Source organism: Hoylesella loescheii DSM 19665 = JCM 12249 = ATCC 15930 (genome assembly GCF_000378085.1).
In the GTDB taxonomy this organism is placed as follows: domain Bacteria; phylum Bacteroidota; class Bacteroidia; order Bacteroidales; family Bacteroidaceae; genus Prevotella; species Prevotella loescheii.
The window spans coordinates 132,335-159,006 of the sequence record NZ_KB899214.1 but is presented as its reverse complement, the minus strand read 5'-3'; the positions used below and the strand labels follow the sequence as shown (position 1 = coordinate 159,006).

The 26,672-nt window shown below is 49.3% G+C and carries 28 protein-coding genes and 1 tRNA gene; 25 read left to right on the top strand and 4 right to left on the bottom strand.

Features of this window, described 5'->3' with window-relative positions; genetic code table 11:
- A complete protein-coding gene (locus F453_RS14690) occupies positions 1-2,670 on the top strand; it encodes a putative phage head morphogenesis protein (protein WP_018967367.1) in 2,670 nt (889 codons plus the stop codon).
- Here F453_RS14690 and F453_RS0106950 read toward each other — a convergent pair.
- The 4 genes from F453_RS0106950 to F453_RS0106940 form a co-directional block, all read right to left on the bottom strand.
- Positions 2,640-2,894, bottom strand: coding sequence for a hypothetical protein (locus F453_RS0106950; protein WP_154650691.1), 255 nt, complete (start codon positions 2,892-2,894; stop codon positions 2,640-2,642). The genes F453_RS14690 and F453_RS0106950 overlap by 31 nt on opposite strands.
- An 86-nt stretch (positions 2,895-2,980) precedes the next feature.
- On the bottom strand, positions 2,981-3,217 hold the full coding sequence (locus tag F453_RS15190; protein ID WP_018967365.1) for a hypothetical protein: 237 nt from the start codon (positions 3,215-3,217) through the stop codon (positions 2,981-2,983).
- A 57-nt stretch (positions 3,218-3,274) separates the two neighbouring features.
- Positions 3,275-3,469, bottom strand: coding sequence for a hypothetical protein (locus F453_RS0106945; protein WP_033404202.1), 195 nt, complete (start codon positions 3,467-3,469; stop codon positions 3,275-3,277).
- A 49-nt stretch (positions 3,470-3,518) separates the two neighbouring features.
- Positions 3,519-4,964 carry a DUF4942 domain-containing protein gene (locus tag F453_RS0106940; RefSeq protein WP_025790168.1) on the bottom strand — a complete coding sequence of 482 codons (1,446 nt, stop codon included), beginning with the start codon at positions 4,962-4,964 and terminating at the stop codon, positions 3,519-3,521.
- A gap of 243 nt (positions 4,965-5,207) precedes the next feature.
- On the opposite strand from F453_RS0106940, the gene F453_RS0106935 reads away from it, so the two are divergent.
- The 24 genes from F453_RS0106935 (at position 5,208) to F453_RS0106815 (ending at position 26,253) form a co-directional block, all read left to right on the top strand.
- Positions 5,208-5,816, top strand: coding sequence for a hypothetical protein (locus F453_RS0106935; protein WP_018967362.1), 609 nt, complete (start codon positions 5,208-5,210; stop codon positions 5,814-5,816).
- 36 nt (positions 5,817-5,852) lie between these two features.
- A complete protein-coding gene (locus F453_RS0106930) occupies positions 5,853-6,455 on the top strand; it encodes a hypothetical protein (protein ID WP_018967361.1) in 603 nt (200 codons plus the stop codon).
- A 194-nt stretch (positions 6,456-6,649) separates the two neighbouring features.
- Positions 6,650-7,570 carry a major capsid protein gene (locus F453_RS0106925; protein ID WP_244869412.1) on the top strand — a complete coding sequence of 307 codons (921 nt, stop codon included), beginning with the start codon at positions 6,650-6,652 and terminating at the stop codon, positions 7,568-7,570.
- Between the two features lie 3 nt (positions 7,571-7,573).
- Positions 7,574-7,906, top strand: a complete 333-nt coding sequence (locus tag F453_RS0106920; RefSeq protein ID WP_018967359.1) for a DUF6706 family protein — start codon at positions 7,574-7,576, stop codon at positions 7,904-7,906.
- A 9-nt stretch (positions 7,907-7,915) separates the two neighbouring features.
- Positions 7,916-8,230: a hypothetical protein gene (locus F453_RS0106915; protein ID WP_018967358.1), complete on the top strand. Its 315-nt coding sequence runs from the start codon at positions 7,916-7,918 to the stop codon at positions 8,228-8,230.
- Positions 8,231-8,233: 3 nt separating this feature from the next.
- Entirely contained in the window at positions 8,234-8,731 is a 498-nt protein-coding gene (locus F453_RS0106910; protein ID WP_018967357.1) for a hypothetical protein, read from the top strand.
- Entirely contained in the window at positions 8,724-9,134 is a 411-nt protein-coding gene (locus tag F453_RS0106905; RefSeq protein WP_018967356.1) for a hypothetical protein, read from the top strand. The genes F453_RS0106910 and F453_RS0106905 overlap by 8 nt, the downstream gene beginning before the upstream one ends.
- Positions 9,135-9,147: 13 nt before the next feature.
- Positions 9,148-9,663 (top strand): hypothetical protein, encoded by a 516-nt coding sequence (locus F453_RS0106900; RefSeq protein ID WP_018967355.1) that lies wholly within the window; start codon positions 9,148-9,150, stop codon positions 9,661-9,663.
- Positions 9,664-9,759: 96 nt separating this feature from the next.
- Positions 9,760-9,832: transfer RNA gene (locus F453_RS0106895), tRNA-Ile, on the top strand.
- 16 nt (positions 9,833-9,848) lie between these two features.
- Positions 9,849-10,364 (top strand): hypothetical protein, encoded by a 516-nt coding sequence (locus F453_RS0106890; protein WP_018967354.1) that lies wholly within the window; start codon positions 9,849-9,851, stop codon positions 10,362-10,364.
- Between the two features lie 226 nt (positions 10,365-10,590).
- Positions 10,591-15,060 carry a hypothetical protein gene (locus F453_RS0106880; RefSeq protein ID WP_018967352.1) on the top strand — a complete coding sequence of 1,490 codons (4,470 nt, stop codon included), beginning with the start codon at positions 10,591-10,593 and terminating at the stop codon, positions 15,058-15,060.
- 5 nt (positions 15,061-15,065) lie between these two features.
- On the top strand, positions 15,066-15,488 hold the full coding sequence (locus F453_RS0106875; RefSeq protein WP_018967351.1) for a hypothetical protein: 423 nt from the start codon (positions 15,066-15,068) through the stop codon (positions 15,486-15,488).
- A gap of 5 nt (positions 15,489-15,493) precedes the next feature.
- Entirely contained in the window at positions 15,494-16,336 is an 843-nt protein-coding gene (locus tag F453_RS0106870) for a hypothetical protein (protein WP_018967350.1), read from the top strand.
- A gap of 25 nt (positions 16,337-16,361) precedes the next feature.
- A complete protein-coding gene (locus F453_RS14685) occupies positions 16,362-20,621 on the top strand; it encodes a phage tail family protein (RefSeq protein WP_018967349.1) in 4,260 nt (1,419 codons plus the stop codon).
- A gap of 152 nt (positions 20,622-20,773) precedes the next feature.
- The gene (locus tag F453_RS0106860) at positions 20,774-21,769 is read left to right on the top strand and encodes a hypothetical protein (protein ID WP_018967348.1); all 996 of its coding nucleotides are present in this window, start codon (positions 20,774-20,776) and stop codon (positions 21,767-21,769) included.
- Positions 21,770-21,783: 14 nt separating this feature from the next.
- Positions 21,784-22,830: a leucine-rich repeat protein gene (locus F453_RS0106855; protein ID WP_159105097.1), complete on the top strand. Its 1,047-nt coding sequence runs from the start codon at positions 21,784-21,786 to the stop codon at positions 22,828-22,830.
- Between the two features lie 5 nt (positions 22,831-22,835).
- Complete coding sequence (locus F453_RS0106850) at positions 22,836-23,354, top strand: DUF4376 domain-containing protein (protein WP_018967346.1); 519 nt, start codon at positions 22,836-22,838, stop codon at positions 23,352-23,354.
- A gap of 1 nt (position 23,355) precedes the next feature.
- The gene (locus tag F453_RS0106845) at positions 23,356-23,796 is read left to right on the top strand and encodes a hypothetical protein (RefSeq protein ID WP_018967345.1); all 441 of its coding nucleotides are present in this window, start codon (positions 23,356-23,358) and stop codon (positions 23,794-23,796) included.
- A 12-nt stretch (positions 23,797-23,808) separates the two neighbouring features.
- Positions 23,809-24,303, top strand: coding sequence for a hypothetical protein (locus tag F453_RS0106840; protein ID WP_018967344.1), 495 nt, complete (start codon positions 23,809-23,811; stop codon positions 24,301-24,303).
- Positions 24,304-24,308: 5 nt separating this feature from the next.
- A complete protein-coding gene (locus F453_RS0106835) occupies positions 24,309-24,626 on the top strand; it encodes a hypothetical protein (RefSeq protein ID WP_018967343.1) in 318 nt (105 codons plus the stop codon).
- A complete protein-coding gene (locus tag F453_RS0106830; RefSeq protein WP_018967342.1) occupies positions 24,623-24,895 on the top strand; it encodes a YfiM family lipoprotein in 273 nt (90 codons plus the stop codon). Before F453_RS0106835 ends, F453_RS0106830 begins: the two co-directional genes overlap by 4 nt.
- Positions 24,896-24,907: 12 nt before the next feature.
- Positions 24,908-25,339 (top strand): DUF5675 family protein, encoded by a 432-nt coding sequence (locus F453_RS0106825; RefSeq protein WP_018967341.1) that lies wholly within the window; start codon positions 24,908-24,910, stop codon positions 25,337-25,339.
- A gap of 2 nt (positions 25,340-25,341) precedes the next feature.
- Entirely contained in the window at positions 25,342-25,851 is a 510-nt protein-coding gene (locus F453_RS0106820) for a DUF6808 domain-containing protein (RefSeq protein ID WP_018967340.1), read from the top strand.
- Positions 25,852-26,004: 153 nt separating this feature from the next.
- The gene (locus F453_RS0106815; protein WP_018967339.1) at positions 26,005-26,253 is read left to right on the top strand and encodes a hypothetical protein; all 249 of its coding nucleotides are present in this window, start codon (positions 26,005-26,007) and stop codon (positions 26,251-26,253) included.
- Positions 26,254-26,672: the final 419 nt, after the last annotated feature.

Here is a 26,672-nt window from a genome sequence, read left to right as displayed (position 1 = left end):
ATGGACAAAAGACAACAACTTTCTGACAAGAAGAAGTCAGCGGTGCTGCGCATTCAAAGGACGGAAGCGTACGCAGAGAGGGTGAGATTGCTGTTTGCCAAGACGGTGAATGACATCCTCGCACTCAACAAGTCCATGCCCAAACTAGAAGAGGGCGTAATGTACTCGTTTGACGGGACAAATGACAAGATGCAGAAAGAGGTCGAGATGCTGCTTCGTCGTCTAGCATCAACTGTCACAACAGCTATCCGTAACGGCATCAACCTTGAATGGGAGGAGGCCAACGTGGAGTGCGACAAGTTCATTGCTTCGCTTTTCGGCAAGAAAGTGTTGTCTAGCCCCGAGTTCTCGGCATGGGTCGATAGGAACACTTCTGCACGTGACGCTTTCACCAATCGTGCAGACAAGGGGCTGGGATTGTCCGAGAGGGTGTGGAAGTCCGTTAAACAGTTGCGCGAGGAAATGGAAGTAGCCATGACGGTTGCCATTGGTGAAGGTGATAGTGCTAGTTCCATGTCGCGCAAGGTGCGAGAGTACCTCAATGACCCCGAGTTGATGTTCCGTAGATTTCGTTACAAGGCTGGAGAAAAAGAGGTGGTGGACAAGGACACGGGCGAGATAACGAAAGTGCCCGTGTACGGCAGGAAGTGGAAAAAGCGTGTCAAGGACGAATCTACGGGCAAGTACCGATGGGTTGATTACGACCGTGACAGCTACAAGACGGGAGCAGGCGTATATAAGTCCTCCGCTAAGAATGCTATGCGCGTAGCGCGCACGGAAACGAATATGGCATATCGGCAGGCCGACCATCAGCGATGGCAGAATATGGAATTCGTGTTGGGGCAACACATCGAGTTGTCACGTAACCATCCCAAGAGGGACATCTGCGACGATTTGGAGGGCGATTACCCCAAGGACTTTATATTTGACGGGTGGCATCCGCAGTGTTTTTGCGTCTGCACACCCATCTTGGTCGATTGGGAGGAGCAGCGCAAGGTCTTCCGCGCCAAGTTAAAGGGCGAAACATACACCCCTAAGGGGAAGCGCATAACCGAATGCCCCGACAACTTCAAGTCGTGGGTCAGCGACAACAAGGAGAAGATACATGTGGTGCGCAAGAGCGGGAAAGAACCGTATTTCATCAAGAATAATGCCGCCAAAATTGACGGCATCATACACCCCGATAAGGCAGCATCGGCCAAAGCTGAGGTTCACAACATGGAGGTTGCACAGAAGTACGCCAATAAGATGCTGGACTACACCCAAAAGAACCACCCGAACATGGACACCTCCAAGCTGCAAGATGCCTTGAAATCGGGAAACAGCGCGCTTATCTCCAAGGAAGCGCAGGCGGTTAAGGTCTCCGCACAAAAGAAAACAGCCCAAATAAAGAAGCAGGCAGACCATGTGTTGAAGATGGCTAAGGGTTATAATGAGGTGGATTTCGCCCCATTGGAAAAAGCCATTATGGGCGGAAATGTCAGGGTGATAAAGGCTGCCACTAAACAAGTTGGATTGGCAGCGTCTGCGATGAAAAAACAAGAAGCGGATTTGGAAAATATCATTCCTAATGTGCACCACTGGCACAAAACTTTCTCAATAGGCGAGCTATCACAGGTTAAGGCTGCCGTAGAGAATACGCTGAACAAATGGTTGACTAAGTACGGATACAAGAGTTGGGATGAAGCCCCGAATGAACATAAAAAGAACAAACTGATACAAGAGGTGTCTTCTTTGGTTAGCGGGAAGAAACACCCTACTTGGGAGGTAGCAGAAAAGGCTTATCAGAAGAAACTGGGCGCAGTTCAAGATGCTCTTGCGCTTGAGGAATTGATGAACAAGCTAAATGAGCATAAGGAATTCCTGAAAGGAAGTAAGACCAAATCAAGCATATATAAGGGGTACATTGCAGCCCTCGACAAGGCCATCGCAGATAAGGACACCATCAAAGGTATCGCCATCTTGGAACAACTTGAAGCAAAAAAGGTGTCCCTAGAGGCTAAGAAAAAAACAAAGGAAAACATCTTCAAGGAGATAAAGTCGACCAATAACACCCTTCAAAAGGAACACATATCTAAGGGGATGAAGGGTAAAGAGCTGATATCCAAAATAATGGAAATGACGAATACGACGGATACAGAGGAGGCTGAATCTTATTTCGAGGCTGTGCGCGGATTTAGTTTTCAATGGGACTACGAAATTAGACAGGTGCAATCGGGCAATAGCGTGGTATCGCGTCACGGTCATTCAAATGAAGAAATACTAAAAAAGGCGCGAGATTTAGAGAAATTCATTGCTAAAAGCCCACAGTGGGATGGTGGGACAACGTATCGAGGGATGACACTATCAAACCTAGAATTGGAAGCATTGCGTAAAGAGTTGAAGAATGGGAAGGGAAATATGCAGGGAAGTGCCTCTTGGAGTACAAGGGAAAGTGTCTCTCGAAACTTCTCGGGGGCTCATCTTGGCGAATCCTCTCCTGTCTATGGCGATGTGAAGAATAATAAGGTGATGCTTGTCGCACATAAGCACAAAAAAGCGACAAGTATCAGACACTTGTCGCGCTTCTCATCCGAGGACGAGGTATTGACCTCTATGTTTTGTCGTTATAAACTTGTCGCCGAAAGGAAAGAGGGAAGCTATATCATCCTCGAAGTAGAAGCCACATAAGTAGGTAATACCCTCTGGCGAAAGTATACGGCAGCGGTTGTAATGTCAATATCCGCCCCCTTACAATAGATGGCGAATAACCACGCTAATAGTGGTGTGGTTATTTCAAGATTAGCCCCACCAAGTCCTGCCTCCAAGTATGCCTTAATGGCATTTTCTTCCTCTTGGGCGTTATAGTAGGTAACGTATGCCCACTCAGCCTCCCAAAATAGGAATGCGTACATTGTATTGGACATTTCGGAGGGGAATGTCTCCTCACCCCGATAGAATTTACACTTTTTTATAAGTTCATTTTTTACCATATCATACTTTAATGTTCGTTGTGTCTCTTCCTAATCAACTCACCCAATCGCACGATGCATTTCTTGTTCTCGTACACCCCTGAATGGAGTAGTACCTGCGTTATCGTGCGATAATGCGCGCCTACATCCTCGCGCGTCAACACACTATACATCGCTAATACCGAGCCGAAATAGAAGTCCGACTGCCCGTTTCTCGGCTCTTTTAAGTGCAAATGCACCACTTTCGCCTTATATTTATTATTCATTATTGCTTTATTGAGGCTGCCCGTGCGCACTCATATAACGCACAGACAGCCAAGTTATTATATTCCAGCCCAGCATTGGGGCGTGTATTCGTCTTCGTCTACCTCATTGGCGAGTATCTCCTCACTTCCATGCATGAAGTCTTCGCGCGACACGCTCTCATCCAAGATAGCGCGCATGATTAGGTCTGCGTGAAAGAGACTGTATCGCTGTTCTAATAGCGCGCCTAGCTTGTCCATTTCCGAATTTGTCATGATTGTATAGCATTGTGGGGATGGGCGATTATCCCACCCCCGATTAATATTATTGTTTTCTCTTATTCCCGCTCTTCTTAGGCAGCACCCAACCCCTTTGTTTGGCTACCGCTTGGTTGAATTTCGCCCAGACAGCCTCATCTAAGAACTCGAAGTGCATCGTGCCTTTTTTAAAAGCCTTGACGCGGAAGAAGCCCCATTCGAACCACTCCCCGTAAGGTATCTTGCTTTCATAGATAAGTCCGTTCAAAGGCCTGATGCTATTATAATCAGTACCCGTGATATAGCACAAGGCCTTTACGACATCTATAACTTTTGTTTCATTGCTGCTATAACTTAACGTTACGTAGTCTCGTGGCCACCGCGCATCGTAGCTTGTCATGTACGGCACGATGAACTTGCGATTGACCATATAATTGGCATTTGTCTTCCACTTCTCCCCAGCGGTCGAATTTTCGGCCGATAACGAGCAGATGAGGTCGAAAGCCTCTAACAAGGCCTTATCCATACGCTGCCCAGTGGTCTGCATTACCATGTTGAGCACCTGATATATATTGTGCATTGTGAATGGCACCTCAACTTGCTTCTCAATGAAGCGGTTTAGCTGCTCACGTAAGCCATTCGTGGCGTACTTCTCCATGTTGAGCTTATCGAAGATGATGCGCCAATAATATCTCTGCATCTGCTTTTTGTACTGCTGGCGTGTCACGTGTATGTGCTTCCCATCGGAGCTGTACGCACCGAACTCTATCGGCAGGTAGTGTGCGCGTGTGCGGTCTCCGTCGTCGAAGCGCGCCATGTCGTTAATCTTATTGGCGGCTGCCATCGTCTCGTCAAAGAGTTTGACGGCCGAGACATAGCGGTTAACGAGGTCACGCACAAGGTTATATTGCACCAACCCCTCGGTTTGGTTGGCGTTAAGCATGTCGTCCTCGGACGTGAACATATAGTTGTCAAACTCGGCATCGCCCTCGCCTGCCTTATACAGTTTTATCATCGCCACCTCCACGTTGGTCCTCCGCTCGGCCGTGTCAAACACACGACCTAGGTATTCTTTATGCCCATTCGCCTCTATCAATTCCCCGAATTTTAGGCTCTCCGTGTCGTACCTGCGTGTGTTGGCATCATTACACAGCGCGATAATCACACATCCTGCGGGTGCGATTTCGTATGCGTGCATGATGTGCTTCATGCCTGCGGAGAATGGGGGGTTCATCACTATGTAGTCGATGTGGCTCACCTGCTCGGCCGTTACGGACAAGAAGTCCTCGGCCAACAGTTGGCACTCGCCCGCCAAGAGTTTTTGCAGATGTCTGTCTTTCTCGCATGCGATAACTTCGCCTACACCATTTTCTTTCAGCCAGCGGACGATATTACCGCTGCCTGCCGACGGCTCAAGAATTGTCTTACCGATGATGTTTTCCCCCATCATCATTGTGTTAATCACCTCTTCAGGTGTCGGATAAAAGTCCGAATTGTCTGTGAATAATCTCATATTGCGTTGAATTTAAATAAAGTACTTGTTGGGTGTCTTTTATAGCGCAAAAATACTACATATTTTTAAAATATGCAAGGTTTTAGCGACTTATTTCAAAGCAGAATATACAAAACCTACGTGAAACACCCACTATAAAAGCATTTTCCATATAGTTAAAAATACGAAAATCGAGATACTTATTGAGTATCCATTCTTTTTATTCGCTATTTTTGCTTGAAAATTATACAAACCAAAATAAGTATGAACAAGAAACTACGTAAGACCTTGTCCGAGAAGTGCAAGGACATGGGATTAACAGACAAGGCATTGGACGAACTCAGCGAATTGGGTTCACAAGGCCTTGAAGAGGACGCCTCGGAAGAGGACGTCGCTGCAAAAGCGGATTTGCTCGTGCCTTATGCAAAGGCGATGCAAGGGGAAATCACGAGAAAGACGAGCAAAAATCGCAACCAGCCTAAACCATCAAGCAAGGATGGCGACGGTGGGGGTGATAACGAAGGCAATGATGACAAGGACGTGCCCGAATGGTTTAAGAAGCAGATGGAGACGGTAAACAAGAAGATTTCCGATTTGGAGACAGAAAACCAGACCCTAAAAGCGGAGAAGACCAAAGCGGAGCGAAACAACATCATTGCCGAAAAGGCCAAGAAGCTAGGGCTGCCCCAATCATTGGTTAGTCGCATGTCATTCGCTGACGATGCGGATTTAGACAAGGAGTTGGAGGCCGTCAAGCAGGATTGGGTCAACAGCAATCTGATGCCCAAAGGCGCGGCATTGGAGACGGGCAAGACGGAAGAGGCCATGAAAGCTGATGCCAAGGCTTGGGCTGAAAGCTTGCCCAGCAAGTAATCATTTTTTGTTTCACCCTTTAAATTCGAATGTAACATGGCAATTGAATTTGAAAGAACCCACCTCTCGGGCAGCTTCCCCTCCATTTGGCGAGGCGAATGCAAGATACTGCCTGGCGGCTTCAAGCCCGAGCAGCAGCTCCCCATAGGGACATTGCTTAGGCGTGGTACGCCCATCAAGGTGGATTTCGAGAAGATGACAGCCGCGGTGTGCAAGACGGCTACCATCCTCAAAGGCGGTACGACTACCGCTCCGCGCGTTCCCAAGGGGCATCTGTTCACCGTTGGTGACACCATCACTAAGGTTGGAGCATCAACCGCAGCCCCGACAATCAAGTCCATCGACACTACCAATGACGCGTACGACACGCTTACGTTATCAGCCGCCTATACGGGATTGGCCGAGAATGACGTGATTGTGGAGGGTACGGAGCTGCAAGGCGGCTCGTCCAGCCCGAAGTACATGCCTAATGCGGTAGTAGGTGCGGACAAGGAGTTTAACGGCAGGGGCATCCCCACCATCGATGCGGCCTACGAGGCGGTAGTCCTCTACCCCAGCCTCGCATGTCCCGTTATCGCAGATTGGCTCAACGGCATCTGCATGAAGTATAACCCGAACATCTTGTTCATCAAACAGTAATGCAAGTTATGGCACAATTCACTTTTAGCTCCGTATTCGGCGAACTCACTAAGAACGTGCAGGTACGCTTTGACGCAATCAGCGAGCTTAACAAGCGGCTGTTTGACAACATCATTTTCGAACGGTTCCTCAAATGGGATGTCCCGACAGTCGGGCTGAACTTCGAAGAACTTATCGGGCAGTACAATTTGACCGTGGCCGCCCCCACCATCGGGGAGAACTCGAAAGAGGCCATCCTTGGCACTCACGGGCTGGACACCTTGAAAGAGGTCGTCCTCAACCACGCCATCACCCTACCCCTCACCATTCAGGACTACCGCAAGGTTCTCCAAATCTTGGACAGCAAGTCATTGCCCGACAAGGTGAAGACGCAACAGCTGGTAGACCTCATGTGGGGCAACGTGCAGAACGTGGTGCGCTCCGTGTTGGGTAAGCTGGACATGATTTTCCTCGGTGCGCTCTCCAATGAGGGCAAGTTCGAGCTGGACGCCACGACCAACCCCGAGGGCGGTGTGCGTGGCTCTATCAGCTATAATCAGCCCAAGGAGAACATCGCGAAGTCGAAGACCGATTGGACGGCCGCCAATATCGACACCGTGGACTGCTTCGAAGACATTCAGGCAATCATCGACGTGGCGCAAGACAAGGTTGTCTTCGGCAAGGCTCTCCTCGCCCCGTCTCTCATCTCCTACATGTGTAGGTCGAAAAAGATGAAGCAGATGATACACGGCACGGACAAGTCTTCGCGCATCGTGCAGCTGCGTGACATCAACGCGTACATGGAAGAGAACGGCTATCCAGTCTTCGAACCCATGCGTCGCCAAGTTGTCATTCAAAACGGCACGGTACGCACGCCCTACAATCCATGGAATGAGAAGAACATCGTCTTTGTTCCAGACGGCCAACTTGGCGTAGTCAAGAATGCATGGGCGAACAACGAGTTGAAACCCGAGAACGGCGTCGCCTACTCCAACTACGGACGCGTGCGCGTATCGCAGTGGGGCGTTGGCGAGACACAGGGTTCGAACGGCGTTGAGTTCACTAAGGCGGAGGTGCTGGCGCTTCCCGTCATCACGGAAATGAACGGAATCTACACCCTCAAAACGCAGAACTAGCCCATGACCAACCTCGATGCGACAAAAAGTTTGTGTAACGCCATCGTTAACACATTCTACCCCGATAACGCGACCGTTAGGTTCGTGCTTGCGAGCCACGGAATATCGCCCGATGGCGAGGCCACGCCGACAGACAAGGAATTGTTCTGTACGGCCGTGCGGCTCGTCATGGGCTTTGTCGAGAGCAGCCGTTCCGAAAACGGTGTATCGACGGCCGTGCGCGAGGACGCGATACGGAACAGCATCAAATATTGGTGTGGCGTTTATGGAGTTGACGTAGACGAGGTATTGGGCGGTGAAGCTACGACTATTGAGGATGGCACACACTTATGGTAATATGATGGTATGAGGACAAACGGAACTCTAAGGTACGAGATGCCCAATGGCGGAGGGTTGAATGAGTGGGGCGAGGTGGCCGACACCGCGCAGAGCGCATGGAGTGCGCCCATCCCTTGTTCAATCAAGACCAATTCGGACACTCGTAAGGGAAAGTACGAGGACGGTGAGTTTCGCCAAGCGTCTTTCCTCATCTTGGTTGAGGTCATGCCTTTTCCGCACGTCCGCGTCAAGTTGGAGCGTCACGGAGAGGAACTGGGCGAATACCGAGTGTTGAGTTCCGAGCCTCTTACCACCGTAGGACGCACACAGATAATGGTATAGGCAATGGCAGGGAAGTCACCGACAAGCGGGAAGTACAAAGGCGCGTTGGTCAATAAGACTAACGTCTTGAAACTCCAAAAGGGCTTGAAGATGAAGCTCGCGGACATCGCCAAAGCCCTTATCGAGCAGCTCACCTACATTGGTGAAGAGTGTGTGCGCATAGCGCGTGAGAATGGCAGCTATAATGACATTACGGGCAATCTTCGGTCGTCAATCGGGTACATGGTGCTCCAAGACGGCAAGCCCGTCAAGCAGGGTATTCCAAAGCAGTATGGCGGCAAGGCGGGCAATGGCGCGCAGGGCGTGACCGCTGCGGAAAACCTATTGAAGAAGCTGCAAGCGCAATACCCGCAGGGCATTGTACTGATTATCTGCGCTGGCATGCGCTATGCGGCCTACGTTGAGAATATCTACCATAAGGACGTGTTGACAACGGCCGACTTAAAGGCGCAGAGCCTTTTGAAAGACCTCATGCAAGATATGAGTTTGGGTTATGGTTAAGACAGAACAACAGATTGAGCGGGACTTCTATTCTTTCATCAAGGATAGTCCGCTGGGAAAAGCAGTCAAGGGCGGGGTGTACCGCTCCGACATGCGCCCCGACAACGCGCACACCGAGGATTTGGTTGTCAAATTCCTAGCGGGGCTTGACGAGCAGGTGCAGTCTGGTGTTGTCATCGTCAACGTCTACGTCCCCGATGTCCCCTATCAGAAGACCGCACGAAAGGTCAGCGACAAAGCGCGTATCGGTGAATTGCAGGCATTGATACAATCGTTTGTTAACGATAACGCCAATACCGAGTATCGCATGCAGACGGACGTGTCGCCGACCACAATGGCGGTAGAGGGCGTGGAACAACACGTTGTGTACGCAAGAATTAGATTTTATAGGTTATCATCGTAAAAAGTATAAGATTATGACAAAAGAAAGCATTATCATGTCGTGGTCGAAGTGTAAGGTTGAAGTTGGCAAGACGGGCGCAAATGACGCAATGGCGACTACGCTCAAGTCGGTTGGCATCATCAACGACAAATCTACCACGATTTCGGTTGAAGATGGTGAGAAACTCACGGCTAAGGCGTCAGGTGGCGTCGTGGTAGCCGAGGAAGAGGGCGAGCCCGTCATCACCATCACCACGCGCGTTAAGGAGATGGATTTCGAGACCGAATCCATGTTTACGGGCGCGACCATTGACACGCCGAAAAAGGAACTCACGGTCAAGTCGAACGTGGTTTCGGATTACTTCTCGGTCAAAATCACGCCTAAGAATATCGGCGCGACGGGCATCAAGGCTAGAAAGACACACGTCTCGTTCAAACCTGGTTCGTCGGAGGAAGAGGGTCAATATGTCGACCTCTCTTTCAAAATCCTAGCGTGTGACGACGGCGAGTTGTACAAGAAATTCAAGGTGGCTGCGTCCGATTGGTCGTAGCGGATTGTCGCAAGGATACATTTTTCTTCATTTGGTTTATTTGGTTGACGGCTGGAACAGACAGCCCCTTGCGGTAGGGAGGTTAGACCGCTTATTGGGGATTAGGATTAGAGGCAGGCTGTTACGCTCATGACGGCAGCTCGCGGGTTCAACTCCCGCATCCCCACCAAACAATTAGTAAACGAATGATGGAACAAATACAGACGATAGAGGGAAAGGTAGCGGCAGCTATCCTTGAAAAGAATATAGGGAGCATCGAGATAGGCGGTAAGACGTATGAAATCGCACCTCCGTCGGTGGGCACTCTCATCCTCGTGTCAGAGTTGGTGTCAACGCTCCCCATTGTCGAGCGCGTGCCTAATGAGAAAATATTCAACTCCGTATTACACCATGCACGCCACTTCAAGGCCTTGGGCGACATTTGTGCTGTTCTCATCCTTGGCGCCAAAGGCTTGACCGAGGAGGTGGAGGAAACTCACGAAAGGCGCGTGTGGGGCATCTTCAATAAGAAATACACCATCAGACGCACCATTGACCGACAATCGGAATTGGCGCGCCTAATATTGGAGGAGGTGCGCCCCTCTATACTCTTTGATGTCATTGTTAAGCGACTTAAAGATATGGAGTTAGGTAGTTTTTTCTCAATTACCACTTCCCTAAGCGAGGCAAACATTCTAAAACCAACAAGGGAAGTGGTCTAAACGACAGCATTTGGGCTACGGTATTAGGCATCGCGAAGACATTCGGCATCACCGACAAGCAGGCCTTGTACGACATCAGCTATCAGAATGCCATACTATACAGCAGCGCGATGCCGATGCCCAAGGATGAGGACAACGACGGAGACGCTCTACCGTACGATGAGGCCAAGGATGCTAATAACCCAGACCTATTCAATGATTTTGCAGACGAAGAGACTATAAGAGTATGAACAACAACACGGACGGCACATTATACATCGGCACCGCTATCGACATGTCGGGGGCGGAAGCAGGCGCGAAAAGGCTAGCAGAGATTGCAGAGGAAATGGGGCAAGAGGTTGGCGAGCAGGCGAAGCGCATGCACGACCTATTGACCGACATCCCTACCGTCAATATCGACGTGGTGAGCAATGCAGCCTCAACACTGGACACCATACAGCAGGGCTTTGATGAGGTAGACCGCGTGGTCGATGCCAACAAGTCCGCCATCCGTGAATTGGAAGAGGAATACAAGAGGCTTGGCACGGCGGCTAATAAGGCAGCCCAAAAGGGCGACGCAAAGCAGATGCAAGGCTATCGCCAAGAGCGCGACGCTATACGGCAAGTCATCGAAACGCGTAAGAAAGTCATCGCGGAGGCGGAAAAGACCGCAGACTCTCTCGCTAAGGTTGAACAGCGCATGAGGGCTGAGGCCGAGCAGGCGCAGAAAGCCGCATCGCAACATGTTTCCCTGCGCGGGCAGATACGTGCCCTAAGGGAAGAGATGGCCACATTGGTCGCCAATGGCATTGACCAACAGAGCGAGGCTTATAAGCGTCTTGTTAGCGAACTTGGCCGCCTAACGGACATACAGGGCGACATTCAAGCGCAAGGAAAAGTGTTAGCCAATGACGAGCAGCATATAGCAGGCCTTATACAGGGATTGGGAGGGCTTTCGGGCGCATTCTCCGCTGCACAAGGAGCGGTGGGTTTGTTCGCAGGCGAAAATGAGGAACTCAACAAGATAATGCTGAAAGTGCAGTCACTCATGGCCATCACGATGGGATTGCAGCAGGTGCAGCAGACGCTGAATAAGGACAGCGCATTTTCATTGGTTACGCTTAACGGACTAAAACAATGGTGGAATAAGCTAACGGCGGAGGGTACGGTGGCGCAAGTAGCCGAGACGGCAGCAACAGAGGCCAACACGGCAGCCGCTGCACAAAATGCAGCCGCCAACACTGCTGATGCAGCGTCTAAGGAGGCAGTGTCGACAGCATCGGGTCAAAGCGCAGCGTCACAGACGGCAGACACGGCCAATAAGGCGGTTAACACCGTGGCAGCAGGAGCTAATGCCAAAGCAAATATCACGTTGGCGGGCACGTTCCGCACGTTAGGCCTCGCCATCAAGTCCATACCCGTGTGGGGCTGGATTGCAGCAGCCGTGGCTGCAATCGCGACGGCCGTAGGTGTATTAGCCACCAAATCCGCCTCGGCAAAGAGAAAGGCAACGGAGGCCTACGACGAAGCAATTAAGAAACAGGAAGAGTTCAATAAGGCGGTGGCTGAAAAAGTCGCCGACCAAATAACCATATACAATAAGCTTAGCCGTGAGTACAAAGCTCTTGGCGGAAACCTAAGCGCACAGAAGAAGTTCATCAAAGACAACCAAGACGCTTTTCATGGCTTGGGCGTGCAGATTGGCAATGTCAACGACGCAAACAACTATCTCATCGCCAAATCCAAGGACGTTGTGGCCGCATTGATGGCGCAGGCTCGTGCAGCAGCGGCGTTCGATATGGCTAAGCAAAAGCAGAAAGAGCTCATCGAATTACAAAACAACCCCATCAAGCCAAGGGAGGTCTCACGCAAGACCATAGGTTACTCGTCGGGTTCTATAACAGGCGTTAACACGTACTTGACAAACAAAACCGACGAGCAGTACAAGAAAGATAAGGAGCGCGCACGAAAGGAGGCCGAGAAAGAGCGCAAGGACGCAATTACAGCCAAACAAAAGGAGCTTGCCGACCTCATCAAAATTCAGGACGAGAGTAACAAAGCATACTCTGACAGCATGAAGAAGACCAACGTCAAGGCTTATAATGGCAATGGCGGTAAGAGTGGTAAGGACGACAAGTTCGACAAGGAAAAGTCCTTGGCGCAAATTAAGGCTGCTAACGATGAATGGGTGGCAGCCGTGGAGAAATACGAGCGCGATGCCACCGACAAGGTGAACGAGCATGCCTTGAACGTCCGTGAAGACGGACTGGAAAAGGAATTAGAGCAGATAAAGGCCGACACTGCGAAGAAAAAGCAGGCGTGGGAAGACCAGCTGCGACAATTGGCCGAAGTGCGCATGAAGTCCATGAAAGAGTTGTACATGGCGCGCAAGGGGGCTACCGAGAGCGGTTGGGCAAAGTCGGAAACGGGCAAGAAGACGGCCGAAGACCACATGAAAGACCTGCTGGAAGACAAGAAGATAAATGCCGAGTACTATCGTGTGCAGAACAACATTGTCGAGCAGGGAGAAAGGCAATTGGCAGAGGTGCGCCAAAAGCATGCCGACGCTATGGTGGAGCAATACGGCACGACCGCACAGAAGTTGGAGAAATTGCAGCGCGAGTGGGAGAAGAAGATGGCGGACGTGCCGCCTGAATATGCCAAGAACGCATCCAAGCAGATGAAAGAGGCCTTGGCCAAGCTGGCATCAGAGGATTTCAAGCAGTCCATTAATTGGGAGGGCGTGTTCGGCGACCTTTCCAAACAGTCGATTTCCGCCTTGGCTCACACCCGCGACAAGGTGCAGGCCTACTTCGAACAGAATAAGGGCAGTATGTCGGGCACGGAGATAAAGGACTTCCAAGAGGCACTGCGCAAGATGGAGGACGAGATAGCCAACCGCAATCCGTTCACCGCGCTGCATAAGAGCCTAGACGACATCGGTCGCTCAAAGGTCGAGTTCACCAACGCCATGTCCGAATGGAAGACGGCACAAGACGAGTTGACGGCGTCACAACAAGAATATAACGAAGCCTTGTTCAATCGGACTATCATCCAACAGCAGGTCGACGACGGCAAACTATTGGCGTTTGGCAAGGAGATGGTAGAGGCAAACGAAAGGCTTGTGGCAGCCGAGAACAACCGTGCGAATGCACAGGAAAGGGTCTTGTCAGCCGAAAGGCGTACTGTTAACGCGCGTAACGGTATCACCAACGCATACCGCATGTTCGCCTCCAACCTCCGTAATGTTGGCAATGTAGTGAATAAGGTTGGGGCGCAAGCCAAGAACCTCGCCTCTGTATTCTCAGCCGATGTCTCGGCAAGCATTGCCAAGGCACTAGACTTCACCAATGAGGTGTTTGATGCGACCTCCTCCGTCATCCATTCCATCGGTGATGTTGGCAAGGGTGTCGCTTCGGGCGTGGAAAAGGCCGTATCGGCAGCAGCCACGGGTGCAACCACCGCAGCAGCCACGGGTGCAACTGCCATATCGACCATTGAAAAGGCATCGGTTATCCTTGCGGTTATCTCGGCAGCCTTGCAGGTGGCTACGGCAATTGCCAACCTCTTCAATAACGACGACAGCAAAGAAAAGGAGATAGGCAGGCTGCAAGAGCGTATCGACCAGCTACAATGGGAGTTGGACAACGCCGAGGCCGTACGTCTACAAAAGAATACGGGCGATGCCATAGAGCGATTGAAACAAGCATATCAAGAGGCCACCGTAGAGGTCAACAACATGTATGGCGCAATCAGTAGGGGGCATGGTGTTAGCGGATTGGTCAATATGCTTGTAGAAAGGGCAAGGCGTGACGTAATAGCGTACCAAAAGACAGTTGAGAAGCTTACTGACACGTATGTCCAATTGGATTATACCGCGAACAAGGCACTTGGCACTAAGTCGTTCGAGGAGGCGAAAGATAGGGTTAAGAACCTTGTTAACCAGCAAGTGCTTATCAAGCGACAGATTGACGAGGAGAAGAGTAAGAAAAGCAGCGATGACGGTAAAATTTCCGAATGGGAACGCAAGATAAAGGAACTGAGCAACCAAGCGGTAGAGGTCATCAACCAATTGCTGGAAGCCATCATCGGACACACGGCAGAAGACCTCGCCAAGGAACTCGGTAACGCATTCTTTGATGCGGTAGAGCAAGGCAAGGACGCGATGGACGCTTGGCACGCCAAAGTTAAGGATATAATAGCCGACATTGTTAAGAGGATGGCCATTAAGGAGGCATTGGAGAAGCCACTTGGAGACCTCTTCAATAAATATAAGAAAGTGTGGTTTGATGACAAAGGGAACTTCAAAAATGGCAGTAATGCCGTCATGAACTCGATGAACGATTTCTCCCGCGACTTGGATAACCTCGGCAACACATTCAACAATTTTTGGCAATCCCTACCTCCATCCATCAAAGGCACGATGGAAAACATCGCAGACCGCGAGGGGACGAGCAAGGGCATCGCCACGGCGTCGCAAGAGAGTGTGGACGAGAACAACGCGCGGTTAACCACCATCCAAGGACACACGTTCACGCTTGTGCAAGGATTGGCCGAATTGAACAACACGAGCAACCTTATCCTCGCGCATGTAACAGGCATAGAGCGTAATACGGATGCCGCCAACGCCAAGTTGGAAAGGATGGATGCACGGATGAAGAGCATGGACGATAGCCTAGATGACATCGCCACACGCGGAATTAAGATTAAAACTTAGGAGTTATGAATATCGTAGACAAGGTGACAATGACGGTCGAGGGCATGGGGGCATGCGACACTTTCGAAGGGCGCACGCTTGACAAGCTGATTGAACAGCTGTTCACACCGCAGGGTTTGGAGTTCGTTATGAAAAACGCGTACCCCGACCTAGACACATTCCGTAAGTTCAAGAAATACGGAGTGGAAGAGAAAGGCGTGTACATCGATTGCGGAGACATCATGCTTACCGACCCCGAGAGGGTCTTTCTTATCGGTGATACGCGCGCCACACTTAACTTCACGCAGACACGCGCCTATAAGGTGCGGTTAATGTTTGGGGCAAAAGCCACGGTCAACGCATCGGGATATTCCGTGGTGAGTGTGGGCAAGGACAGGATGTCGCGCGTTGAAGTAAATACATCAGATAACGCGCTAATATTGAGATAAGCAGGATGAAAGGCAAGTTATTCATAGACGGCGCAGATGCATACGTCAAGTATGGCGTATTCGTAGAGAAGCAGGGGTTGAAAGGGCTTGTGCAAATGTCTGCGTTCAAGAAGCTGGACGCCATCACGTGGCCAGAGCATGACGGAGAGGAGGTGGACTTGACAGCCCCCGTGCTGGACGCGCAGGCCGTGCAGCTGCCCCTTGTCATCATGGACGCTAAGCGTGCGGAACTCCTGTTCAACGACTTGTCCAATGGTGCTTACCACGAGTTCAAGTTTACGGAGTTGAACAAGACGTTCCGCCTGCGAATGACCGCCAACAACGTCCTTACAAGGAATGTCAAGGTCGGAAAGATAACCCTTTCCTTTTCGGACGATTTTCCCAAAGTGCCAACTGGTAACCCTTACCCCAAGGGGAAGAGTGGCGTCGCCCAATCGGGCTACGCCCTAGACGGGGTGGACTTCTCACAATTCGGTGCATACGTGCTGGACGGCACGGACACGGCCGTACGTAAATTGCCCAACGTGCAGTCTGCCCTGTCGGTCAGCGTCCCCAATGTCGCAGGCGTGACGTACGATGGCGAGAGCGTGAAGTTCCAATCAAAGGACGTGGCCGTTAGCCTGCTCATTAAGGCCGATACCATGGCCGAGTTTTGGAGACGTTATGACAGCCTCTTTGCAGCCCTATTGAAGCCCAACAGCCGCAAGTTCAGGTGCCCCGACGTGAAGATGGAATACGACTGCCATTATAAGGGCTGTTCGATTTCCAAGTTCGAGATATTGCGCCAAACGCGCGTATGGTGTGAGTTTACCATTACGCTGACTTTCACTGCATGGCACGCCGTGTGATAAAACCCATTCAATACCCGAAGATATGATTACGCTACATTATAATGACAAGACCAAGGATGTTCAAGAGAGCGACAGCAGCTACCGCTATCGCGCGCTGATGGCGAAACCTCAACTAGTATTGAAATTCTCGCTGACAGAGTACATCGAGTTCCCCATCGGCGCATGGTGCGAGTATATGGGAGAAAAGTATCGCCTGCATAAGGCGCAGGACATCAAGAAGAACGGCTTGCGAAACATCGAGTACACGCTCAATATGGGCGGTGACGAAGACAAGTTGGCCGATTACAAGTTTCGTAATTCGGTCGACCACCGACTGAAGTGGTCGATGTGTGCCAAACCGCACGAGTTTGTGGAGGAAATCGTCAAGAACCTTAACGAGCGCGAGGGCGCGGATGTGTGGTCTGTCGGTGATTGCTTAGATGCCAATGAGAAGACGGTGGAGTTCAACCATGCCTATATCGATGCTGCATTGCAGGATGTGGCCGAGGCGTTCAAGACCGAATGGGAGATAGTGAATCACGTCATATCTCTTCACAAGGTCGAATACTTCAAAGATAGCCCCCTGCCATTGTCGTATGGTAAGGGCAAGGGTTTCATCCCTGGGGTCGGCCGTACCACGGCAAGCAATGAGCAGCCGATAAAGAGGCTGTATGTGCAGGGTGGCGACAAGAATATAGACCGCTCCAAGTACGGCTCGGCCGAATTGCTGCTGCCCAAAGGGCAGACGCTGGAATATGACGGTCGCACGTATCGCACGGACGATAAGGGCATATATGTCGAGCGCGTGGACAAGGTTTCCGACGCGGTCAAGGAAGACAGCTTGGACTGTTCTGAAATCTACCCGTCAAGGGTGGGCAAGGTGACGGCCGTCAATGTGGCCAACAAAAAAAAGAACTTCTACGACATCGTGGACAGCACCATCCCCGACAGCCTAGACTATAATAAGTACATCATCGCTGGCGAGAATATGACCATAATCTTCCAAAGTGGCATGTTAGCTGGCACGGGCAAGGAATTTGAACTAAAATACAAGCACGCGGACAAGCGGTTTGAACTTGTTCCGCAAGAGATAGACGGCATCACCATGCCCAATGAAACGTTCAAGCCGCAAGTTGGCGACACGTATGCCATATTCGGCTGCATGCTGCCCGATGCCTACGTGTGCGACAATGCCACGAAGTCGGGCGCGTCGTGGGACATGCTAAGGGAGGCTGCACGCCACCTACGCGAGCACGAAGACCCGAAGTTTACGTTCACGGGCACATTGCAAGGCCTGTATGCTAAGCGCAATTGGGTCAATGTGGGCGGATACCTGAAAGTAGGAGGTTATATCCGCTTTTCTGACACTCAGTTTGCCAAAGATGGCGTGGATATACGGATTACGGGCATCAAGGATTTTCTCACAACCCCCTATTCGCCCACCATCGAGATTTCCAACACAGTGTCCGCGCAAGGCATCGGGTCGCAGCTTAGGGAGATTGACAACCAAGAGGTGGCTCTTGCCGACACCAAGAGGGAGATTGTGCAGTACACCAAGAGGCGTTTTCGAGACGCGAAAGAAACAATGGAATTGCTCGAACGCTCGTTATTGGAGGGTTTCACCGACAAAGTTACTCCTATTGCCATACGCACGATGCAGATGCTCGTGGGCGATGAGAGCCTGCAATTCCGCTTTGTCACCAGCAGGAATAACCCAACGGCCATATCGCCCAACATTACATATAACGGCACGAGCAAGCAGTTGTCAGTCAACGCTAGGCTGATACAGCACCTGACGCTTGGCATCAAGTCCATCAGCCCCCAGCACAAGCCTATCGAATACCGATATTGGGCACTATCGGAGTACATCAGCGCAAGGCTGGACAAGACCTCAACGCCCTATTACCTCTACGTCAAGGCCATGCGCAACGGCCTCAACGCCACGTTCATATTATCAGAGCGTGCAATACGCATGGAGGAAGACAACGACTTCTACCACTTCCTCGTTGGCGTTCTGAATAGCGAGCATGAGGGCGACCGCAGCTTCACGACACTATATGGCTATACAGAGGTATTGCCAGGGCGCATCACCACGGACAAGATTGTAAGCGGTGATGGCAATAGTTACTTCGACATGCTGTCCGATGCCCTCAAACTCGGTGATAAGCTGCAATACAACGTTAACGGTGACGGCCAATTGAAGATACGCGGTACTATCGTGCAGAGCCAATCGGGGGACGAAGCCCCAATCGGATGTTTCCGCGGTGATTACAATGCCGCCAATACCTATTACAATGGCGATGAGGTGACATACCTTGTCGACGGCAACTATTCGACATACCGATATGTGCATAAGACACCGTCAAAAGGTCATCTGCCTACCGAGGTAGGATATTGGGCGGTAATAGCCCAAGGGCAAAGGGGCAAGGACGGAAAGGGTGTGGAATACATCTATCAGCGCACGGACTTTGAGGCCGTACCAGCCACGCCCGCCTCGCAGAATACCAATGGGCATGTGCCCAGCGGATGGACGGACAACCCATCGGGCGTTACGGCCGAATATCCTTTTGAGTATGTGTGTACGCGTAAGCAGGGCGACAATGGGGTATGGGGTAATTGGAGCACGCCTAAGCTGTGGGCGGTATTACCACAATCGAATGAAAACCTGTTAGAGCAGAGCGAGTTTGAGGGTGCGTCCAAGATGGGCAAGTGGACGGCCACCAAAGGTGAAGACAATATAGCCAAGGGCAAGGGCAAAAACGGTACGAACGCCTATGTCGAAACGAACGACAAACGTTATTCCGAAAGTCCATATCGTGACGTATTGCAACAGACCCTTGTCGGGAATAGTATTGCCAAATTGCAGCCATCGACATGGTACACGTTATCATTTTGGGAGCGCAGCGGCTCGCGTCGGCTGGACATCAACCAAACGAGCAGCGCATATGGGTTCGCCGAACAAAAGCTATACCTATTCTTCAAGCAGAAGTATACCTTACAAGTAAATGGCCGTATCGATGCGCGTGCAAAGGCTGACGGCAAGGTGCTGGCCGTGTTCTTATACAACAAAGATTGGACGTGGCAGAAAGCCATTCAGATAGATACGACCGAGGATAAAACGGTAGAGCTGGAGTTCTCGGACGTTCCGCGCGACGGCGAGTACCTTATGACAGCATTCCTATACAACGACAGTACACCACGTGACGGCAAGGCCACGCTCAATTGGGTTAGACTGGTGAACCAATCGTGGTGTACGCAATCTTTCGTCTATCCCTCGGCCGTGGATAATAGCTTGGTGGTTGTTGATGGTGCGGAGAGGCGTGATATCGGCGGTGACTTGTCCGTCACGTACGCCCCGAACGATACCGACATGTGGCGCAGGCATGTGGTAACGTTCAAAACCAAGGCCACAATGCCTGCCGACACCGAGCAATACGCTCTCATCCGATTGCTGCCCTCTCCTATTACTGGGCAAAAGAATTATTGTGAAATCTGCATGCCCAAACTAGAAACAGGTAAAGTGGCCTCAACATATACGCGGAATATTACCGATGTGGCAGCAGATATACCGACACCCGCCCTTGTCTTCCGCGGTGAATATGATGCCTCTAAGACGTATTATGGCAATCGCTATCGGGTTGATGCGTGCAAGTTTGGAAACGCTTACTATGTCTGCCGTAATGACGCGGGCGAGGTTAAGGGTGTCGAGCCTACCGATACAAGTAAGTGGAACGCATTCGGTGCGTCTTTCGACAGTGTAGCCACGGGGCTGCTGCTGGCCGAGAACGCTGAACTGGCGGGGTGGGTCTTCCGCGATGGGAAGTTGCATTCACAGAACAACTCATGCATATTAGATGGGGAAAGAGGACATGTAATAATCTCGGGGATGGTACGACGCAACATTATCCATATTACAGAAGACAACTATGAACAGTACTGCATAGATAAAGACACATTACCCACCTTAGACCTTGGTTTAACAGGAAACTTAATTATGATTGACAGTTTGCCTGATGGTGTCGGTCTAATCCTGCCAAGTGTTACTGATTATCAATCTCCAAACAAAAAAGAATACATCAAGTACGCGCGGTCTTTCATAGGTACAAGTGTTATTGTTTATAATAACGTAGGGGAATACATCCCCATAACAGGGAGTTTAGTACAAAAAGGAAGTAATGCGATGCAGTCGTTCGCTTTACCGCACGGCGAAATGGCTGAGTTCGTTTGTAAGCTGCAATTTACAAATAATGGAATAGAAGAGACATATTGGGAATACATAAGAGGTCGTTTTCAAAGGACTTAGTATCTTTTTATATAACGCCCCAAATTATTGGGGCGCAATCACTTTTCATGTCTTCATAATATACTAGACAAAAAACATTAATTTCGCCCTAACAAAATACCCAACAGGTATCTATTGCTTAATTTTGTAAATTAATAATGCACCACGACATAATGAATTGCAACAATAACCGCGGCTTGACACCGCTAGCGAGAAAGAATTACAACGAGGACTTCTACGTACGTCTTCGGTTGGGCACGGAGGGAAGCCACAAGCCTTTCCCCGATGGCGACTTCACGGTGATATTCACAAGCACAGGCGGTGGCAGATACACATGTGGCCGTGAGAATGGCGCATTGACCAATTGCAAGGTCAACCCAGACGGCACCGCCACATGTTTCATCCAAGGCGGTAACTTGGAGGTCGGCACGCTCAAAGCGGAGGTGCGGATTATGCAGGACGACCCCAATTTCCCAAGCGGCAAGCGCAGGGACGTGCTTTTCCCCGATGGCGTGATAGAACTCGTCACAGGGGCTAGCTCTTTCGATGACGTACAGATGGAGGTGGCGATGAACTATGCCATTGTTTCCGCATACGAGTTGGCCGTAAAGAAAGGCTACCAAGGCACGCAGGAGGAGTTCTACGCCACGTTCTCCGAACTCACCAAGACGATGAACGCAACCAAGGAAACGGCCAAGGGCTTGCAAACGAAATTGGAAGAGGTAAATAGAGAGTGGCAGGAGTTGAACACGTCCATAACCGACAAGCTAAGTACCATCAAGGACGGCAAGAGCGCATACGAGCTTGCCAAGGAACATGGATATATCGGCACTACCGAGGAATGGCTGGCATCGCTCAAAGGTGTAAAAGGCGACACAGGATGGCTGTCACTCGTCAACCACGGCACGGCCGACACAACTTTTGCGCTTACGCCGAACGCAATGCACGTGTGGGGAGAGGTAGCGCAACTTACGTTAACATTAGGCGCACCAATGCCAAATGTGGTGAATGAATATGCGTTCGAGTTCCAATCGCCAGCGACACCGACAAACTTATCACTCCCTGCCACGTTGAAATGGTACAACAACTACACACCAACCATTCGCGCAGGTAAGAGGTATCAGGCATCTATTGTGAATAACGTTATTATCATGGGGGAGGTTGAGTGATGCACAGACGTATAATGATGATGAGAAGTGACCTCGATAGGCTATGCGTTGAAGGAGTTAACTACTCTGTACAGCCCAACAACGAGATATGGTACACAACCATAGATAACAATAAGGCTGATGCAGTGGCCATGCTGAATAATTATGGTGGCGATAGGGATATTAAGATTTTGGAACATGTATTTGAAAATGGACTTTGGAAAGTCAAGGCTGACCGTCCCATAGTGTATATTCCAGAGCATTACATCAGATTCGCACCAAACATTGTATCAATATCTATACCAAACCGTGTAATAACATTAAGTGCTTGGTCAATGGGGCTTGAGAGATACCCTCAAGGTACACCTAATTTACGTACGGTTATTTTATCTAGCGTACCTAAGCTATTTAATTCACAATTTCAGCCATTTCAATGTGGTGATTTAGACATATATGTACCAAAGGAGGGTTTAGAAGAATTTACATCCTTAAAAATAATATCTAAAACTCCCTCTAATAGAGTTCATGAATGGGGTAATCCAGAGCTACAACTAAATATAGTAGACCCTTATGCTAGGCAGACATTAGAGAGATTATACAATGGTAAGATGAGCATGGCAAATGTACTAAGAATAACTGTATTAAACAATACGTTTAATAACTCTCTCCAATTACGTACTTTTGAAGAGTTGAAGTATTTCACTAGTGTGACTTCAATGTATAGAACCTTCTACGGATGTAAAAACCTTACTGGGACAATGACAATTCCATCAAGCGTAATGACAGTAAATGGAACAACCTTTTATCAGACACAATTGGTCGGAATTGAATTTTTAGCTCAAAATTTCAAATGGGGCCACGGGATGGTATGGGCCTGCCCAAAATTGGAATGGATAAAAATGCATTCTAAGGAAGTTCCACAGAAAATAACAGCTAATGACCAATATCCCTTTGATTTTGCAATAAATAATAACACGTGGAAATTGTATGTTCCAGACCAGAGTGTAGACAAATATAAGGCTGACCACAATTTCAAAAACTTAGGTGAGAGAATTAGGCCGATGAGCGAATTTAACAACTAGACGACATGAGATACATAGACAATGAGGGCAATTTCGCCCCGAACAACATAGTAGTAGACGGCATGATGGTAATCAATCCAACGGCCGAGCAATACGAAAAGGCTGGATATATGCCGTATATCGAAACCATGCCATCAGAGGAGGAACTATTGAAACAAGCCATTGAGAATAAGGTGGACGAGATTAAGGAGTACGATAAATCTAGCGCGGTCAATTCGTTCAAGTTGAATGGCATGGACGCGTGGCTAAGCCGTGAAGACCGTATTGGAACAAGCAGGGCTATCCAATTGGACAAAGAGAATGGCCAAACCGAGAGCGAGATATGGCTAAATGGCTTTTGCCTAAATGTGAATTGCGACCTAGCCTTGAAAATGCTGGGTATGGTAGGCCATTACGCCTACAAGGCCTACAACCGCACGCAGGCTCACATCCATGCGGTGCGAGGGTTGAAATCGATTGAGGAGGTACAGAGATACGACTATACACAAGGCTATCCCGAGAAGTTGGACTTAAAGACGATGTGATATGGCAGTGATCAGTTTAATAATTTTGGCGACATACCTAATGGCAATGGGCTTAGCGTATGGAGTGAGAGAGTATGTGAGCGATAACTACTACATCGGCAAGCATCCGTGGCTGTTCTCCGTGGTAATAGCCGTAAGTGGTGGGCTGATGCTGCCCCCGATGTTGGAAAAGGGCGGTGATGCTCCTTTCTTGGCCTTGTTCGTGGTATTCGGGCTGCTGATAGTCGCCATTGCCCCCCATTACAAGGTAGACAAGATGCACGCCGTCGGGGCATTCACTGCGTTGATATGCGGTGTGATGTGGGCAATGTCATTCCATACGCGGATTGTGGCATGTGTGGCGATGGCGTGGGGTTGCTATTGGGCGGCTAAGTTGCCAAAGCCGTACTATGTGGGCGAGGTGGCTGCTTTCGGGCTTATATATGGAACAATTCTAACTTAAAAACAGAAATATATGATAGACGAGATTAAAGGAGTATTATTAGTGATAGGCAGTTGGTTGTTTTCACGGCTCGTGCCTATTGCCGACTTCATGCAAGGGATGATGCTGCTCTTCCTCATCAACTTCGTTTTCGGGGTTGTTGACGATGTGGTAAAGGGCAACGGATGGGAATGGCGTAAGGCGAAGACGTTTTTCCTGCACATATTGGTGTTCTTCGTCATTGCGGCCTGCATGTGCATAGTGGGTTATTTCCTGCATAATGCGGAAGAGGCGGTAACAGGAATACGGATAATGTGCGTTATGGCCGTATGGTTCTACGGAGTGAACATCTTGAAGAACGTATGCAGGATATTAATTACCGACACCCCAATGTGGAAGTTCTTCAACTTCCTTTACTGGGTTCTTTCGTTGAAGATGGTGGAGAAGATACCATACTTAAGCGAGTACATGAAGAGCGGGGCGGAGAATATAGAGGGAACGAAAAATAACATGAACAAAAAACAATAGCAAAAATGGAAAAGGTTAAGGAATTTTTCAAGAAGTATTTTAGTGTGGCAAAGATGGTGTTCATCGTCCTTGGTCTAGTGTTCGGATTTGTGCCGATGTTGACCGAAAGCGAGGCTGAGTACAATTGGGTGTTCGCATTCATTGCCTGCGCCATCATGTGCGCCTTTTTGGAGGCCATGCGCGCGGTAATGGTGAAACCCAAGGTGGAGGAAGATGAGGAAGACAAGGAAGAGAAGGTAAAGAAACCCCGTTATGATTGGCACAATCCTGTGTTGGCGTTAGTGGCGACTGCCATTTCTATCGGTATATGCTTACTGCTATGAAACTGACCGAAAGATTGGCAAGTTTCGGCTCGGACAGGTGGATGCACATCACGGCATCCCTTGTCCTTGCCGACATCACCACGCGATGCTTGCGCAGGTGTGGCGCAGGATGCCTTTTATCCGCTGGTCTAGGCTTTTGTGTGAGTTTGGCGGTTGGCATCAGCAAGGAGTGTTATGACAGGTTTAAGGAAAAAGAAACGTTTGATTTGGGCGATATCAAGGCGGACATCATCGGCGCGGCGTGTGGCTCTGTAATTGGACTAGTGTGAAAGGAGGTCTGAATGAAATTAACATTAAAGACAAGGGCTAACAAGGAAACATACACCATTGGACACCTGTTCGTCGATGGTGAGTATTTCTGTGACACGTTGGAAGACACCAATCGTGGGCTTAATGATAGTATGACCACCGCCGAAATCCTAAAAGGGAAAGTGAAAGGCAGGACGGCCATACCGCGAGGCACTTACGAGGTAAGGCTCACGATGTCGCCAAGGTTCAAGCGCGTGATGCCCCTGCTTATGAATGTGAAAGGATTTGAGGGCGTGCGCATCCATTCGGGGAATACCCCCGAAGACACGGAGGGGTGCATCCTTGTAGGCCTTAACAAGATTAAGGGACAACTCGTTGAAAGCCGCAGCACTTTCGATAGGCTGTATCGGACAATGGCGGCGGAGGTGCAACGAGGTAAGAAAGTATTCATTGAAATTGTGTAGGCATGAAAGGAAAGAACATTCTTATATTGGTATTGCTGCTCTTTGCTCTCGTCTTAGGCTTTATCCTAGGGAAAGGTGGGAAAGGCGAAGAGCGCGTAAAGGAGCGGATAAGGACGGAGGTGGTGACAATGTACGACACTATCAAAGCAGCAGCTCCCGAACCTGTCCACGACACCATCGTAAAGTGGCAGGCGGCGAGAGTTCCTATCCACCATTTTCGTGAGGTCACGAAAATGATAAAAGACACTGATAGCGTTGATGTTACGTTACCAATCACCCAGAGAACATACAGGGACAGCAACTATACGGCATGGGTAAGCGGCTATCAGCCGAGATTGGACAGCATACACACGTATAATAAGATGGTATACACCACACGCACTATCGAACGCATGGTAACCAAACCTCCCAGAAAGTGGGGCATCGGCATCAGCGCAGGATATGGCTATGGCATTAACTCTAAATTATTCGAGCCGTATATAGGCATTGGCGTCACGTATGTAATTTTTTAGTTTTCATAGTTTTGTATTAGTTTTTGGTAAGGGTGTGTCGCGATGACACACCCATTTTATTGATTTTCAAAAAAAGATGGTGTAATATTTGGTACTACCAAAATAAGTTCGTATCTTTGCAGCATAATAATAAACAACTAATAAAGATTAAATATGAAAGAGCTTGGTTTTATAATGTTTGAGTGCCTTCCCGAAGAAGCCGTTAATGACACCTTTAAGTCGTTCTATGGTAAAGAATTTGTTTCTTTCAAGAGTAGGAAGTGTGATGGCATTTATGATTTATACATCTATGGAGAAAAGTGTGACGAGTTCATGGATTTTTATAACGACGAATTTGATGCTGAACTCGAAATGTACAAACGATTAAAGCATACGTTTGAAGAACAATACCAACAAATCTAGTGTGATAGAAGCATACAATAAGAATAGAGAACCTGAATTCGGGTTCTCTATTCTATTATGACAGGAAGAAGTTTCATGTAGCGGGCTTTTTCACATTATTGACAACCAAGATAACAATAATGGTAAAGCCTCAGCTATATCACGAATGACATGTTGATTTCAAACACATAATAAGTGATAATTCTAAAAAAAGATGTACCTTTGTCGCGACTGATTTAATCAGTTGCGTTGAATTGCCTCTCGAAGCTGATTTCTATCAACTCGGGAGGCGCTTTCATTAAATATGTTACCAGTTTGTTACCCGTATAACACCAGTAATCCAATAAAACTATAATAAAAGACTAGCTATCATACACATATAATAATAAACAACCTCCAACTTTACATTTTGCATCGGTAAGTGATTGTAATATAATCAC